At 45.1% G+C, this 16,150-nt stretch carries 15 protein-coding genes and 1 other annotated feature; of the genes, 13 read left to right on the forward strand and 2 right to left on the reverse strand.

Translation table 11 applies throughout. The features are described 5' to 3' along the window. Positions 1 to 11: 11 nt before the first annotated feature. The 3 genes from AS030_RS14600 (at position 12) to AS030_RS14615 (ending at position 5,332) form a co-directional block, all read left to right on the forward strand. The gene (locus AS030_RS14600) at positions 12 to 932 is read left to right on the forward strand and encodes a hypothetical protein (protein WP_061972598.1); all 921 of its coding nucleotides are present in this window, start codon (positions 12 to 14) and stop codon (positions 930 to 932) included. After that, complete coding sequence (gene ysxE, locus AS030_RS14605; RefSeq protein ID WP_061972599.1) at positions 929 to 1,972, forward strand: spore coat protein YsxE; 1,044 nt, start codon at positions 929 to 931, stop codon at positions 1,970 to 1,972. The genes AS030_RS14600 and ysxE overlap by 4 nt, the downstream gene beginning before the upstream one ends. A gap of 425 nt (positions 1,973 to 2,397) precedes the next feature. Then, positions 2,398 to 2,638, forward strand: a binding site (T-box leader). Positions 2,639 to 2,683: 45 nt separating this feature from the next. Next, positions 2,684 to 5,332, forward strand: coding sequence for a valine--tRNA ligase (locus AS030_RS14615; RefSeq protein WP_061972601.1), 2,649 nt, complete (start codon positions 2,684 to 2,686; stop codon positions 5,330 to 5,332). A 19-nt stretch (positions 5,333 to 5,351) separates the two neighbouring features. On the opposite strand, the gene AS030_RS14620 is transcribed toward AS030_RS14615, so the two are convergent. Both AS030_RS14620 and AS030_RS14625 read right to left on the reverse strand, forming a co-directional pair. Continuing rightward, positions 5,352 to 6,224, reverse strand: a complete 873-nt coding sequence (locus AS030_RS14620) for an ATP-grasp domain-containing protein (RefSeq protein ID WP_061972602.1) — start codon at positions 6,222 to 6,224, stop codon at positions 5,352 to 5,354. After that, a complete protein-coding gene (locus AS030_RS14625) occupies positions 6,221 to 7,114 on the reverse strand; it encodes an ATP-grasp domain-containing protein (RefSeq protein ID WP_061972603.1) in 894 nt (297 codons plus the stop codon). The genes AS030_RS14620 and AS030_RS14625 overlap by 4 nt, the downstream gene beginning before the upstream one ends. Before the next feature lie 101 nt (positions 7,115 to 7,215). On the opposite strand from AS030_RS14625, the gene AS030_RS14630 reads away from it, so the two are divergent. The 10 genes from AS030_RS14630 to minD all read left to right on the forward strand — a co-directional run bounded on the left by AS030_RS14630 (position 7,216) and on the right by minD (position 16,058). Beyond that, positions 7,216 to 8,511: a bifunctional folylpolyglutamate synthase/dihydrofolate synthase gene (locus AS030_RS14630; RefSeq protein WP_082635826.1), complete on the forward strand. Its 1,296-nt coding sequence runs from the start codon at positions 7,216 to 7,218 to the stop codon at positions 8,509 to 8,511. An 83-nt stretch (positions 8,512 to 8,594) separates the two neighbouring features. After that, entirely contained in the window at positions 8,595 to 9,341 is a 747-nt protein-coding gene (locus AS030_RS14635; RefSeq protein WP_061972604.1) for a prepilin peptidase, read from the forward strand. 94 nt (positions 9,342 to 9,435) lie between these two features. After that, positions 9,436 to 10,455, forward strand: a complete 1,020-nt coding sequence (locus tag AS030_RS14640) for an SPOR domain-containing protein (RefSeq protein WP_061972605.1) — start codon at positions 9,436 to 9,438, stop codon at positions 10,453 to 10,455. A 229-nt stretch (positions 10,456 to 10,684) separates the two neighbouring features. Further along, entirely contained in the window at positions 10,685 to 11,272 is a 588-nt protein-coding gene (locus AS030_RS14645) for a Maf family protein (RefSeq protein WP_061972606.1), read from the forward strand. Positions 11,273 to 11,304: 32 nt separating this feature from the next. Beyond that, positions 11,305 to 11,976, forward strand: a complete 672-nt coding sequence (radC, locus tag AS030_RS14650) for a RadC family protein (RefSeq protein ID WP_074440576.1) — start codon at positions 11,305 to 11,307, stop codon at positions 11,974 to 11,976. A 71-nt stretch (positions 11,977 to 12,047) separates the two neighbouring features. Beyond that, positions 12,048 to 13,088, forward strand: coding sequence for a rod shape-determining protein (locus AS030_RS14655; RefSeq protein ID WP_061972607.1), 1,041 nt, complete (start codon positions 12,048 to 12,050; stop codon positions 13,086 to 13,088). 15 nt (positions 13,089 to 13,103) lie between these two features. After that, the gene (gene mreC / locus AS030_RS14660) at positions 13,104 to 13,979 is read left to right on the forward strand and encodes a rod shape-determining protein MreC (RefSeq protein WP_061972608.1); all 876 of its coding nucleotides are present in this window, start codon (positions 13,104 to 13,106) and stop codon (positions 13,977 to 13,979) included. Continuing rightward, positions 13,979 to 14,482, forward strand: coding sequence for a rod shape-determining protein MreD (gene mreD / locus AS030_RS14665; protein WP_061972609.1), 504 nt, complete (start codon positions 13,979 to 13,981; stop codon positions 14,480 to 14,482). Before mreC ends, mreD begins: the two co-directional genes overlap by 1 nt. A gap of 87 nt (positions 14,483 to 14,569) precedes the next feature. Beyond that, positions 14,570 to 15,244, forward strand: coding sequence for a septum site-determining protein MinC (gene minC, locus AS030_RS14670; protein ID WP_061972610.1), 675 nt, complete (start codon positions 14,570 to 14,572; stop codon positions 15,242 to 15,244). A 19-nt stretch (positions 15,245 to 15,263) separates the two neighbouring features. Then, entirely contained in the window at positions 15,264 to 16,058 is a 795-nt protein-coding gene (gene minD / locus AS030_RS14675; RefSeq protein ID WP_061972611.1) for a septum site-determining protein MinD, read from the forward strand. Positions 16,059 to 16,150: the final 92 nt, after the last annotated feature.

The following is a 16,150-nucleotide window of genomic DNA, read 5'->3' on the forward strand; positions in this document are numbered from 1 at the left end:
CGGTGGTAGAGATGACCATACTATTTGAGATTAAGAAACATTATGAACTTCAAAAGGTAACCTGGAAAGAAAAAGATCATCTTGTGGATACCGATTGCGGGGTAAAACAAATCCGGGTGTGGAAGGATCGTGCGCTTCTTGACTGGCATGTCCGGTGGAGAGATGAAGTAGGCAAGAACAGTCTCGCTGTTGCTGACCGCATGATACGGACAGCAGAGGGCAAGCCGTGGGTGGTTATGGAAAACGAGTATTTAACGCTGCATGATTATGTCGAAGGAACACACGAACGGAGCGGCCATGAAAAAAGGTGGGGCTTATTGATCGGCAATATGCTGCAGGCAGGGCTTGAACTTCAGGGGGAGTTCAGCTCCGTCACCAAGGAAGATCATTATTCGTTTGATACATGCCTCGCTGCCATCCATAAGCTAAGTAAAGAATACAATGAACTGGTGAGTGTAAAAAACTCACTGCCGGAAGCAAATAAACGGCTTAATCTGGCAATGGAACTAAAAAAAGCTTCAAGCCATGTACCGCTGCCGCTGTTTGATTCGGACACCCACATGAACAATGGAGGACAGATTTTTAATATCCTGTTTTACCGGGGAAGTGATGACTATCCCGAGCACGGATACCGGCCGTTGCGCAGTCTGTTGACTGAGTGGCTGAAAGAGTGCGGTCCGTATTCGCTCAGAAAACTCTTAACCTGCATAAACGAACATTTTTCACTTGAGAGGGAACAGGGGTATTTGCTACTTGCAGAGATTTTAACGCCGTGGGAGCTTCAGGATTGCGTGGATCAGTTAAAAAATGAAGAGCTGGCTCACATCGTCAGTTATGTGGAATCTTTTGAACAAGATTGGGATTTTAACAGAATTCTTCTCCACTGTTTTACCGACTGGATGGACGATAAACGAAAGAGGGTAGCCCTGTGAGCTATTCAAGCGAAACGGTTAATTATGGCCCGATTCTGTTTCAATATGATCTCTATCCTGAAAAAATTGAGGAAGTAGGCAAAGTCAAAAAGGTGATTTCCAGAAGAGGGACCTTTGCTTTGAAAGAAACCTCATTAAATGAGGAAGAAGCGAGCTGGTTTACTCATGTGATCCACAGGTTGTCCGAAATCGGCTATCACCAGATTGTCCCGCTCTATCCTACAAAATACGGAGATTATACGGTTCAATATGGCAACAGAACCTATTACCTGATGCCCTGGTTTGCGGGAGGAGACCGGTTTGGATTAACAAGGGAAGAAGTGATCATTGAAGAGATCGGCAAGATCCATTTCTTGACGCTCAAAGAGCAGGACTTCTCTCCTGAAGTGGTGGATCATTCGTTTCAGTATTTGATGCAGCGCTGGGAGTCCCGGCAGCTTGAGATGGAACGGTTTGCGGAAGAATCCGAACGCATGCCGTACATGTCTCCTTTTGAACTGACCTATTTGAGCCATTTCCATCATATGATGAGAATGGCTGAAGACGCTAAACGGCGACTGAAGGACTGGTATGATGCGTGTCATTCCGAAAAACGGTACCGAAGTGTGCTGTGCCACGGCAAACTCTCGCGTAATCATTTGTTATATTCCCATCACGGAGAGCCGCATCTTTTAAATTTTGAGAAAGCTGTATTGGATACGCCTGTAAGAGATTTGGCGGTCTTTTTTAGAAAAGCAGTACACCTGTCAAACTGGACGAAGGAAGAGGGGGGACGGCTGTTGTCGCTTTATCAAAGGCATATCCCGCTCCTGGATGAGGAAAAAAGCCTGCTCGTCAGCTATATCAGCTATCCTGAACCCCTTTTTCACTCCGTTGATTTATATCGGCATCAAAGGGAGCGGTACAGCCAAATTGAGTTTGTCCACAGACTTGAAAAGCGGATTTCGGCGATGCGGCATATCCGTGACTTCTGTGACCTGATCCTGACACCGCCGCCTCCACAGCCTCTGGATACCAATACAAACACCGATCACATATAGGTTTCTATATGTGATCTATTTGATTTACAGGACTTCGTAGGAAAAACAAAAATGCAGAATGACCAAAATAAGAATAATCATAAAATCAATGCCAGAGGGAAAAAGGATAGTACGGATAATTTGGAATACAATAAGCGGTATGGTAAATTGGCTGACCACGTCCCGTGCGGCCCGCAGCCAATCAGGTACCTGGAATTGAAATGGCGGTCTTCGGTTTCTTTTAAAATAGCGTCTGGGCATCATAATCCTTCCTTCGTTCATCTGGGTTAATAACCAGGTTATTCATGAGGGAGCTCCAGTGTGAATAAAACCGTGCATGCACGATTTTGTTTTGGTTGAATAGAATAATTGTTACATCAAATGGGAAAGCTATTGACGTTTTCCCAATTCACTAGTTAAAATAGAATATGATCAATAAAATGATATGAATTGCGTTGAAAGGGAAGAGTACACCGACTGTCCTTAAAGAGAGGAAAATCAAAGCTGAGAGATTTTCTAAGGAAACAGCGCTGGAAGGTCGCCCTGGAGCAGCTTCTTTGAAAAAAGTTTGTTCTTTTTAGAAGAAGACGGCAAAAACCGTTATCCGTCAATGAGTGTGCAAAAAGCCATGCTTTTGCTTTTTGCAAACAAAGGTGGTACCGCGAACATGCTTCTTTCGTCCTTTGAGACGGAGGGGCTTTTTTTATTGGAAAGATAAAGGAGGAGACATTCATGTCGACTGAAAAACAAGAACTTTCTATGCCGACGAAATATGATCCGAAGGCAACCGAAGAAACCTGGTACAAGTACTGGGTGGACGGCAAATTTTTTGAAGCAACAGGCGATGAGGAGAAAACGCCATACTCCATCGTGATCCCGCCGCCAAACGTTACCGGCAAGCTGCACCTTGGGCATGCGTGGGACACTACCCTGCAGGATATCCTGAGCCGTGCCAAACGGATGCAGGGCTATGATGTATTATGGTTGCCGGGAATGGACCATGCAGGAATTGCGACTCAGGCGAAAGTCGAGGCAAAGCTTCGCGAACAGGGTACTTCCCGTTATGACTTGGGACGGGAAAAGTTCTTGGAGAAGGCGTGGGAGTGGAAGGGCGAGTACGCGGACTTTATCCGAAATCAATGGGCAAAGCTGGGTCTTGGCCTCGATTACTCCCGCGAGCGCTTTACACTTGACGAGGGATTGTCCGATGCTGTCCGTGAAGTATTTGTCACCCTTTACAAAAAAGGTTTAATTTATCGCGGGGAATATATCATTAACTGGGATCCAGAGACGAAAACAGCGCTCTCTGACATCGAAGTTATCTACAAGGATGTTCAAGGTGCGTTCTACCATATGAAATATCCTTTGGCGGATGGGTCCGGCCATATCGAAGTGGCAACCACACGCCCGGAAACCATGCTGGGAGATACAGCAATCGCCGTTCACCCGGAAGATGACCGTTACAAACACCTCATCGGCAAGAAAGCGATTTTGCCAATTGTAGGCCGCGAGATTGAGATTGTAGGCGACGATTATGTCGAGATGGAATTTGGCTCAGGTGCGGTGAAAATTACACCGGCTCATGATCCGAATGACTTTGAGATAGGAAACCGCCACAACCTTGAACGAGTTCTCGTTATGGATGAATCCGGAAAAATGAACGACAATGCAGGCGTATATCAAGGAATGGACCGGTTCGAATGCCGAAAACAAATCGTGAAAGATCTTCAGGATGCAGGTGTATTGTTCAAGATTGAAGAGCATTTGCATTCTGTCGGGCATTCCGAACGAAGCGGAGCCGTTGTTGAGCCTTACCTTTCCACACAATGGTTTGTAAAAATGAAACCTTTGGCGGAGAAAGCGATCGAGCTTCAAAAAACAGAAGAAAAAGTGAACTTCGTGCCGGAGCGTTTTGAAAAAACTTACCTGCATTGGATTGAGAATATCCGCGACTGGTGTATCTCAAGACAGCTGTGGTGGGGGCACCGAATTCCGGCCTGGTATCATAAGGAAACAGGTGAAGTGTACGTTGGTCATGAGGAACCCCAAGACGCGGAGAACTGGGAGCAGGATAACGATGTTCTTGATACCTGGTTTTCTTCCGCACTTTGGCCATTCTCCACAATGGGCTGGCCGGATGAGGATGCAATTGATTTCAAACGGTACTATCCGACCAATGCGCTTGTAACGGGCTATGATATCATCTATTTCTGGGTTGCCCGCATGATTTTCCAGGGTATGGAGTTCACTGGCAAACGTCCGTTTAATGATGTTCTTATCCACGGCCTGATCCGTGACTCAGAAGGACGCAAAATGAGTAAGTCACTCGGAAACGGTGTCGATCCGATGGATGTTATTGAAAAGTATGGTGCAGATGCACTTCGCTTCTTCCTTTCTACCGGAAGCTCACCGGGGAACGATCTTCGGTTCTATTGGGAAAAGGTTGAATCCACTTGGAACTTTGCCAATAAAATCTGGAACGCTTCCCGTTTTGCCCTCATGAATATGAACGGTTTAAAAGAAGAAGAAATTGATTTGACTGGTGACCTTAACCTGGCGGACAAATGGATTTTAACACGTTTCAATGAAACGGCAGAAAATGTGACAAGGCTGATTGATACGTACGAATTCGGAGAAGTTGGACGTCTCCTGTACAACTTTATCTGGGATGACTTGTGTGACTGGTACATCGAAATGGCGAAATTGCCGCTGTACGGCGAGGACGAGGCTGCTAAGCAGACGACCCGTTCAGTACTGGCGTATGTTCTGGATCGCACGCTGCGCCTCCTCCATCCGATTATGCCATTTATTACCGAGGAAATTTGGCAGCACCTTCCTCACAAAGGCGAGTCCATTACAGTTGCCCAATGGCCGAAGAAACGTGAAGATCTCCACTTCCCTGAAGCCGCTCAGGACATGAACCTGGTGACAGAGATGATCCGAACGGTACGCAACATTCGTTCTGAAATGAACGTCGCACCAAGCAAACCGATCGAACTTCAGATCAACGCGAAGAGTGAAGAGGTACTGCAAGCTTTAGAAGTCAACCGTGCGTACATTGAAAAGTTCTGTAACCCAAGTTCATTGAAGCTGGGAACTGGACTTTCAGCACCGGATAAATCCATGAGTGCGGTTCTTACCGGAGTAGAAATGTATCTTCCGCTTGAAGGACTGATCAATCTTGAAGAAGAGATTCAGCGCCTTGAAAAAGAAGTTGAAAAATACAACAAAGAAGTCGAGCGTGTTCAAAAGAAATTGGGCAACGAAGGCTTTATGAAAAAAGCGCCTGAGAAAGTGATTGAAGAAGAACGAGCGAAAGAAAAAGACTACAGCGAGAAACGCGAGAAAGTTCTTCAGCGTATTCAGGAATTAAAAGCGTAAGAAAAAAGCCTGAAGGTGGTTAGTCACTTTCAGGCTTTTTTAATTTCGCGGCGATATGCTCCATATAAAGTCTAGCGATATTAATGTCAGAGGTAGCACTGAGTGTCCTGCTCCCGACCACATCTTCCATCTCATTAAAGATAAAAGCTCCTTTTTCATTCAGAAGAAAATCGATGCCGGCCATTCCAATATCAAAATGAAAAATGATCCGTTCAACGAGGGCGGTTTGTTCGTGCTGCAGATGATAAAGTTCTGCATGGCCACCGAGCGAATAATTTGCCCTGAAATCATTGGATGAACTTCGAAGTACGGCACCTGCAATTTTGTTTCCGACGACGAATACCCTGACGTCCTTCCCAGCATCTGGCGCCATTTTTTGGAGGACCCAATCCTGCTCGGGATGTGTAGACAAGGCATTTTGAAGTTCTTTTTCTGTTTTCACAAGGTAAACCTGTTGGCCCCCTCTTCCAGATGCAAGCTTAGCCACCAGAGGAAAATCAAAAGGCATGGATTGCGTCTGAAAAAAAGAGGGACGTATGAAAAGGGTGTCCATCATCGGGATGCCCGCTTCAGCAAGGAGCTGGTGTGTCCGTGCTTTGTCATTGGCCACAGCAGAGACCGATGATGAATTAAAGAGCTTGAGTCCCATTTTTTCCAGCTGTCGGGAGAGAAGGGGCTGAATGGTACGGACGACGGCAAAGTGCGGCAATCTCATTTCTTTTAAGTCATAGTACAACGAGAGTTTGTTATCCGTAACTCCAAAGGCAAACCTCTCCGCAAACATCAATTCAAGCGAAAGACCGGCCAAGGCTGCTTCCGCTTTGAGCCAGTCGATGAAGGAAGCGTTTTTTACAGCGTCCGGTTCACTGTATATTAACCAGCCTGCTTTCATGATTGAATCGTCCTTAAAATGTGATCCATCATATGGTCGGCAACATCAATCCCAGTACAATCATAAATGCTTCGAATATGTGCGTTGGAATTGATTTCACAGACAATTGGGGTGCCGTCTTCACCAAAAAGAAGGTCCACTCCAGCGAATGCTGTGCCTGCAGCCTCGGCACAGGCGGCAGCCAGGTCTTCCTGCTCTTTCGTCGGAGTATAAGGCTCTGTTTTTCCGCCGAAACTGACATTGGCGCGAAAATCCGTTTCCGATTTTCTGAGCATGGAAGCCACCGCTTTACCGCCTACAATATTAATCCGGACATCGCGGCCGTAGCTCGAGGCAACCATTTCCTGAAAAACGTATTCTGTATTTTTTAATGTCTTCATCAAAGAAAGCAGTTCCGCTTCATTTTGGACAAGGTGAACCTGCATGCCAAATGATCCATATGCTTCCTTGACCACCATCGGAAATCCAATTTCTTTGATCACCATGTCGCAATGGCTGTCATCGTGAAGTTCACCGAATACTTTAGGTGCTATAATGGTTTTGGGAAACAGGATGCCTTGGTGGGCAAGCGTCTGATACATCCTAGACTTGTTGTCGCAGGTTTCAATCGCGTCTGCAGAGTTAAAGACTGGTATTCCCATGTTTTCGAGCTGTCTTGCAAGAAAAATATCTTTATCGCCAAAAAGAACAAAGTCCGGCCGTTCGTCTTTTAAACGCCCGGCAAGAAAAGATGTTCCGTTTTTAAACGAAACAAGCAAATCATTGTTTTTGATAATAGTAGGTTTGATTCCTTTCTTCTGGGCAGCAGATGCCGTCCATTGAGCAAAATCCATAAATTTCTTTTGCGGCAGGTTGCCGTTATAAATAATCCAGCAGGAAGTTTGTGACATGGTATTCCTCCGTATATACATAGCCATTCTAAAGCTAAGTAAAAGTCTATCTTATTTTATCCTTCTCGCAGAGATATCACAATAAAAAGGAGGAGTCAGATGTGTTTACATCCTATAAGGATATCAATGAATACCTGAAGCTCAAAAATGCCGGGGAAATGAAGATGGGTCTTGAACGAATGAGGTCCATCCTTCAAAAACTGGACCATCCGGAAAGGAAGTTTACCTGCATTCATGTTGCAGGTACAAACGGCAAGGGATCTACCATCCAAATGATGGCTTCCATCCTCAGAGAGCAGGGATACAGGGTCGGTACGTTTACTTCTCCGTTCCTTGTGAATGTCAGGGAACATGTTCAAATCAATGGAACTATGATTACAGACCGGGAACTGAAAGAAATCCTTGACCGTATGAAACCGTTGATTTCTGAACTTGAAAGGGGAGGTCTTGGCAGCCTGTCCGAGTTTGAAGCAGTAACAGTGGCGGCATTTATGTATTTTCATAAATGCTCCACCGATCTTTGTTTAATAGAGACGGGGCTCGGGGGAACAACGGATGCAACCAATGTTATCACGCCGATTCTTTCGGTGATCACCAGTATCGGTTATGATCATATGAATCTGCTCGGTTCGACCCTTTCAGAGATTGCGTCCCACAAGGCAGGGATCATTAAAACGCGCGTTCCTGTCATCACGGCCGTTGGACAGGCAGAGGCGGCAGCTGTCATTAAACGGCGTGCCACACAATGTTCCTCCCCATGCTTCCGGCTTGGCCATGAGTTCAGTGTTCATTCTGAAAGAAGTGGAGGTGGGAAAGAAGTTTTTTCATTCAGCTCTTTTTATTCCAAAAGAAGAGAAGTCAAAATAGGGATGGCGGGTGAGCATCAAGTAAGAAATGCCGGCCTTGCGTTAATGGCGGTTGATCTTTTAAAACATGAAATGAACTGGGTTATTGATGAGGATGCTGTCATTTCCGGAATTAAAAAGGCGAGATGGCCGGGAAGATTCGAGGTGATGGAGGGCGTGCCTACCATTATTCTCGATGGAGCACATAACCCTGAAGGCATTCGCGCGTTGGGTAAGACACTAAAAAGACACTTTGGCGTCAGAAGCGTTCATGTTCTTTTTGCAGCTTTAAAGGACAAAGATACTGGAGAGATGCTGAAGCCGTTGGAGAAAATCAGTTCTTCCATTACCTTTACAGGTTTTGAACACCCACGTGCAGACTGCGGAAAAGCACTCTTTGAGAAAAGTGCAATGGTTAAAAAAACATATACGGAAAATTGGCAGGAAGCATTGAAACACCTCCTGCAATCCACAAAGGAGGAAGAAGTGCTTCTCATTACCGGTTCACTGTATTTTATTGGAAAGGTGAAAGCTTTTTTTAATAGCCGTTAAAGGTGAATATAAACTCTCTCGACAATCATCCGATAGTAAAGTAAACATGGGTTGCAAATGATGATTGGAGATGGAGTGATCAATTGGAATATGCCTTTCTATTCTTTATTGGACTGGTTATCGGGTCGTTTTGTAATGTGGCGGGGCTCCGGGTTCCGCTAAAGAAATCGATCGTATATCCTGGTTCCAGCTGTTCCGCCTGTGACCGGAAGCTTGGCTGGTGTGAGCTGATTCCGGTTGTATCCTGGGTGATTCAACGGGGGAGGTGCAGAGGGTGCAAAGGGGAAATTATGATTCTTTACCCGGTAACGGAGCTGCTTACGGGTTTGCTTTTTATGCTTTCACCGCTATTGTTGGGCTGGTCTTTTGAATTGTGCATTTCATGGTCACTCATTGCCATGCTGGCCATCATCACGGTTTCCGACTTGGTGTATATGATTATCCCTGATCGTATTCTGTTGGTTTTCGGCAGTTTCTTTATCACTCTTCGTTTATGGGTGCAGATCGGCTCTGCATGGAACCCCGTTTTGGGTTTTTTGCTCGGATTCGGGCTCCTCTATTTCATTGCCGCCGCATCAGGAGGAGGCATGGGAGGAGGAGATGTAAAGCTGATGGGCGTTGCCGGTATTGTTCTCGGATGGAAGGCCGTCCTGCTTGCTTTTATGCTCGCTCTCTTTTTTGGTGCGGTCTTTGGTACTGCGGGTATAGCTTTAAAACGCCTGAACAGGAAACAGCGTATCCCGTTTGGTCCTTTTCTGGCAGCAGGTATCCTTTTTTCCTACTTTTTTTATGAAGAGATCGCAGGCTTTTATTTCAGTCAGATGCATTAAAGAAGATTATTCTATTAATCCTTCTTTTTGTTCTATGAAATCGGCACAGGGCATATCCTGTTTACTAGATGATAGAACAAAGGAGCGGATAGACATGAAGGAGCAAAAGCCGGTTACAGTACTGATCAACGGCAAAGCCACTTCCTGCAAAGAAGGGAAGAGTGAACAGGAAGCCACCACAAAGGAAATTGCAGCCGCTGTTTATACAGAGGAAAGGGCTGCCTGGGAGATCATTGAAGGTGAAGAGTCCGGAAAAGTACTGGATTTTAAAAAAGTATTAAAACCTGTGCCCCGTCCTTCTGCCCTGAAGAAGCTTGGAAATAAACGACGAATGTTTCTGCTCAGAAGAAAAAGAAACACAACCCCGTTTTCGAAACCCTGGATGACAGCCGCCATAGCGGCGATCATAACCGGCTGCACGTTCGGAGCGATCATTCTCATGCTTTTTACGGGAGAGTCGGCGTCCACTGAAGCTCAGATCGTGTCTGCCCGGCAGACCAAACTCAATTCCACAGGGAGCTCACCGGCGACCATTGCCAGCGTTCCTTTGGACTTTCATGCGGTTCAGAACGGACTGTTTTCCACTGAAAAAAAAGCCGAGGAGGTCAGTTCAAAGCTTAAAGAACAGGGATATGCTGCTGCTGTTTATAAACAAGGAGCAAATTATTCGGTTCTGATCGGGCTCGGCAATAAGAAGGAACAGGCAAAATCTCTTGCAGATGCGTATCAATTACTGGGTGTTGATGTGTGGCAGAAACAACTGGATGCCTCGTATTCCAACTTGAAAATCACGCAAAAAATGGATGAACCTTTTATCGTTAACGGCAAGATTCTGCTGCAAAATGTGATCACACTTTCCCAGGTGCCTGAACTGAGTAAAAAGGCAAAAGCATCCATTAAGCAGGATTATGAAGGTTGGAAGCAGTATGGTGATAAGCAGGATGAAAAATGGCCGTCGAAGCAGAGAAAAGCGGCAAAGGCTTATGAAATGCAAATCTCCACAGCTCTGGGTAAGCTGACCAGTACGCATTCAAAGGAAGTTGACTGGCCGCTTCAGCAAGCAGTGCTCGACAGTTTCATTTCCTATACGAAGCTCCTCGATACCCTTAAATAGAACACTGAAAAGCCAGAGATGATTTCTCGGGCTTTTTTTGTGAGGATAAATCCGACATTTTTTTAAAGATATTGTAAAATGAAGACATAAACAGGAAAGTATTGGCGAAAAACTAAAGGAACGAATATGAAACGGATTGGTTATTGTCTAACTGTGGAGATTTTGATATGCTTAATTCAATCTCCTGTCAACAGACGGTACATAGCCGTTCATGTAAAAGGGTGATTAAATGAAACGCCTCATATTAGCCTCTTCTTCACCTCGAAGAAAAGAACTTCTTTCAATGAACCTTCTCTCGTACGAAGTTATTCCAAGTACTATTCAAGAGGTCATGGATCCCTCATTTTCACCTGAAGAGCTTGTTTGTTCGCTTGCCAGGCAAAAAGCGGAAGATGTATTCAGGCTGTACCCGGATCATGTCGTGCTCGGCGCAGATACGATTGTCGTGAACAATGGTACCGTTTTGGGAAAACCAGCGGGAAGAAAAGAAGCCATTGATGTTCTTCGTTCGCTGTCGGGCCGTACACACACTGTCTATACTGGGGTTTCAATTCTTGCAAAAGAAAGGGAACAGATATTTTTTGTCTCTACTGACGTTACGTTTTGGGAGCTGTCAGATGCAGAGATTGAAAATTATGTGAACAGCGGTGAACCGTTTGATAAAGCCGGCAGCTATGGGATTCAGGGGCTGGGCGCAAGGCTCGTCCAGTCGATCGCCGGAGATTTTTACAGCGTGGTGGGATTGCCCGTATCCAGAGTGGTAAGAGAGCTTGAAAGCTTTGGAATCAGCGCAGTCAGTCAGGAAGACGAAAAATAAGGAGGAATACGTAAGTGGCAGAAATACCGCTTATGATTCGTGATTATCCTGTTGAAGAACGCCCGCGTGAGCGAATGCTGACCAGCGGGCCGGGAACCCTGGCGAACCATGAACTTTTGGCGATTTTACTGAGGACCGGATCCAGAAGGGAGTCCGTTCTTCAGCTGGCAAACCGCATCATTCAGCATTTTGAAGGACTGCGCTTGTTAAAAGATGCAACAATAAGTGAACTGAAAGAAATTCATGGCATTGGAGATGCGAAAGCCGTCGAGCTTCTCGCAGCCATCGAACTTGGAAGGCGTATCAGCAGACTGCCGTTTGATGAACGGTTTGCGATCCGTTCGCCTGACGATGGCGCACAATATTTGATGGATGAACTCCGCTTTTTGCAGCAGGAGCATTTTGTCTGTCTTTATTTAAATACGAAAAACCAAGTGATTTACAAAAAAACGATATTCATTGGAAGCCTGAATTCATCGATTGTCCATCCAAGGGAAGTATTTAAAGAAGGATTCAAACGTTCGGCGGCTTCCATTATTTGTTTTCACAATCATCCAAGTGGTGATCCTGCTCCAAGCAGGGAAGACATCGAAGTAACCAAAAGATTAGTAGAATGCGGCAAAATGCTTGGTATAGAGCTTTTGGACCATATTATTATTGGCGATTTAAAATACGTAAGTTTAAAAGAAAAAGGTTATGTTTAACATTGTCATTTGCGCTTTTGTTAGCGTATAATCATATTTATGAGTTTTGCTTGATGAAAGGAGTTACATAAATGTTTGGTGGATTTTCAAGAGATTTAGGGATTGATTTAGGGACTGCAAACACTCTTGTTTACGTGAAGGGTAAGGGTGTTGTTGTGCGTGAACCTTCCGTAGTAGCATTGAGAACAGATACAGGGTCAATTGAAGCGGTAGGTAACGCTGCAAAGAACATGATCGGCCGTACACCAGGAAATATTGTGGCGGTTCGTCCAATGAAGGATGGGGTTATCGCTGATTTTGAAACAACTGCAACCATGATGAAGTACTTTATCCAGCAGGCACAGAAAAACCGTTCTGTTTTTGCGAGAAAACCGAATGTCATGGTATGTGTTCCTTCGGGGATTACAGCCGTTGAAAAACGCGCAGTAGAAGATGCGACCAAGCAAGCAGGAGCCCGCGAAGCCTACACCATTGAAGAGCCTTTTGCGGCTGCAATTGGTGCCGATCTTCCGGTATGGGAACCAACAGGAAGCATGGTAGTGGATATTGGTGGAGGTACAACTGAAGTGGCGATCATTTCCCTTGGCGGAATTGTCACAAGCCAATCCATCCGAATTGCCGGAGATGAAATGGATGACGCGATCATTCAGTACATTAAGAAAACCTATAATCTTATGATTGGTGAGCGTACAGCTGAAACCCTTAAGCTTGAAATTGGCTCTGCAGGCACAGCTGATGGTATTGAAAACATGGATATCCGTGGCCGTGACCTTTTGACCGGTTTACCAAAAACCATCACGATTACTGCTGAAGAAGTTTCCAGCGCACTGAGAGATACGGTAAACAGCATCATGGAGGCTGTTAAAGTTACACTTGAAAAAACCCCTCCTGAACTGGCTGCCGATATTATGGACCGTGGAATCGTGTTGACTGGAGGAGGAGCGTTGCTTCGCAACCTGGACAAGGTGATCAGTGAAGAAACTAAGATGCCTGTAATCGTTGCTGAAAACGCTTTGGATTGTGTTGCTGTTGGAACCGGACGTGCACTTGAAAATCTGCACCTTTTCCGTTCAAAGGCAGGAATTACTTCCCGTTCGAAAACAAAGGTTTAAGAAGGTGTTTGGATCGTGCCACAATTTTTCTCGAACAAGCGGCTTATCATTCTTCTTGCGAGTATCATAGTTTTGGTGGCAATGATCGGCTTTTCTATGAAAGATCGCAAGGAATTAAGCTGGCCGGAACAATTTTTAAAAGATACGGTTGGCATAAGCCAGTCGCTGTTTTATAAACCCGCTAACTCTATAGCGGGTTTCTTTGAGAACTTATCTGAAATGAAAAATATGTATTCCGAAAATAAGAAGCTGAAATCAAAGCTCGACGAGTATGCGGAGCTTTCTGTCAGCGTTCAAGATTTAAAACAAAAGAATCGAAGCTTAAAAGGCCAGTTGGAAAAGGAAGCGGACCTTACTGAATATCAAGTGAAGGAAGCGACCGTGATTGGGAGATCCCCCGACCGCTGGAACAAATTTATTTTTGTGAATCAAGGCTATAAAGATGGGGTGAAAACGGATATGGCTGTCGTTTCACCGCAAGGCTTTATTGGAAAAGTGACCAGAGTCGCTGCCTTCCATTCTACGGTTCAGTTGATCAGCGACAATGATCAGAACAACCAAATATCTGCAATCGTAGAAGGAAACAAACGCATTTTTGGTACGATTGAGGGCTATGATTCCAAAAAACAATCCTTGTTGTTTAAAGAGATACCTATCAACGCGGCCATTAAAAAAGGGCAGAAGGTGATCTCATCCGGGCTGGGTGAAGCTTTTCCAAGAGGTTTGCTGATTGGAACGGTTACTGATATTAAGGCGGATGAAACCGATCATACGAAAATCGCCTATGTTAAACCCGCTGCCGATTTGTATGATCTCAGCCATGTGACAATTCTTGAACGATCCATGCAGCAGTTGGATAAAAACGAATTTAAAGCAAAGGAGGAAGAATAATGAGCAGAATTCTTCTTCCTTTTATCACCTATATTGCATTTTTAGCGGAAAGCACAGTGATGCAGGTGCTGGCGCCGGAACATTATGGCTGGGATTTTTTAATGATCCCCCATTTTGCGATGGTGCTGATCATTTTGATGTCCTGCTATTTGAAACCATCGTTTGGTATTGTGTATGGTTTGATTTTCGGGCTGTTCGCGGATTTGATTTATACCGACCTCATTGGGGTATACATGTTTTCAACCGCGTTGGTTGCCTATTTCATAGCTGTACTGTCCCGCTATCTTTTCAGTAACTTTTTTGTTACGATTTTATTGAGCGTTTTGGGAGTTGCCGGCTTGGAATTTCTGGTATACGGTTTAAACTCTCTGATCGGGATAGCCGATGTGAAAATGGCTGACTTTTTCTACGACCGGCTTTTGCCGACGTTGATATTAAATGCTGTATTTACGATTATCGTTTTTTATCCCTTTGCTAAGCTTCTTAGAAAGATAGAAGGATAAAAAAACGCTTTCTGAAAACTGATGGAATGAAAAAAAGGATTCCACAATAAGTTGTCGAATGAAAGTATGTTGAGGTGAACGATGGCAATGGCACAAAAACTCCAACATAATGTAACCATTAAAGGTACAAAAGACGGTCTCGTTCTGCTATTGGATGACTTGTGTTCTTTTGAGCACCTTCTCGAAGAGCTGAATGATAAATTATCCGACGATCATGGGCAGTTGCTGAATGGACCGCTTATTTCAGTCATTGTCAAAACAGGTAACAGATATCTGACCGATCAGCAATCAGGGCTCATCCGCGAAATTATCGGGCAAAAGAAAAATCTCGAAATCAAGCGGTTTGAAACCAATGTCATTACGGTTGCCGAAGCGGAAGAAATGAAAAAAGAAGCACAAATCATGCGTGTTTCAAAGGTGGTTCGCTCGGGTCAGGTCCTTAGTGTGCAGGGGGATCTTTTGCTGATTGGCGATGTAAATCCCGGAGGTACAATCGTGGCAACAGGCAACATTTTTGTATTGGGTTCCCTGAAGGGGATTGCCCACAGCGGTTCCTCTGGCAACAGGGAAGCCGTTATTGCCGCTTCTGTCATGAAGCCCACCCAGCTCCGAATTGCCGATATGATCAACCGGGCGCCGGATCATTACCCTGAACATGGGCATGAAATGGAGTGCGCCTTTATTTCCGATGAGGAAGGTCAGATCTTGATTGACCGGATCAGCATCGTACATAAAATCAGGCCAGAGCTGAATCGTTTATAGTAAGAAAGGGGAATGAATCATGGGAGAGGCAATAGTCATTACTTCTGGGAAAGGGGGAGTCGGGAAAACCACGACTTCTGCAAATATTGGTACATCCCTCGCCCTTTCTGGCAAAAAAGTGTGTCTAGTTGATACAGACATCGGTCTTCGCAATCTTGATGTTCTGATGGGACTTGAGAACCGGATCATCTATGATTTGGTCGACGTTGTGGAAGAACGCTGCAAGCTTCATCAGGCTCTCATCAAAGACAAGCGGTTTGAATGTTTATTCCTCCTTCCGGCTGCACAGACCAAAGATAAAAGCTCCGTTCAACCGGAACAAATGAAAAAGATTATCTCGGAATTGAAACAGGATTATGATTATGTCATCATTGACTGTCCGGCAGGAATAGAACAAGGATTCAAAAATGCGGTAGCGGGCGCCGACAAATCCATTGTGGTTACCAATCCTGAAATTTCATCGGTACGGGACGCAGACCGCATCATCGGTCTTCTCGAGCAAGAGGATGTGGAAGCACCGAAACTTATCGTCAACCGTGTACGGAATCACCTGGCCAAGAGCGGGGATATGCTGGATGTGGATGAGATTGTGTCCATTCTTGCCATCGAGCTCATCGGTGTTGTGGTGGATGACGAAAATGTAATTAAAGCAGCAAATAAGGGTGAGCCCATTGCGATGAGTCCGAGCAGCAAGGCTTCCATTGCCTATCGGAACATTGCAAGACGAATCCTTGGGGAATCCGTTCCCCTTTCCACCATAGAAGAGGAAAAAGGATTTTTTTCCAAAATCAAAACATTGCTTGGCATGAGATAGATGACAGCCTTCACACGTGTAAGAAATGGATGACGCGTATGAAGGCTTTTTCTGTGCATGTCTGATTTCATGGCGCACAAAAGTCATAAGCC

Origin of the sequence: Fictibacillus enclensis, assembly GCF_001457035.1 — a bacterium.
Classification (GTDB): Bacteria; Bacillota; Bacilli; order Bacillales; family Fictibacillaceae; genus Fictibacillus_C; species Fictibacillus_C enclensis.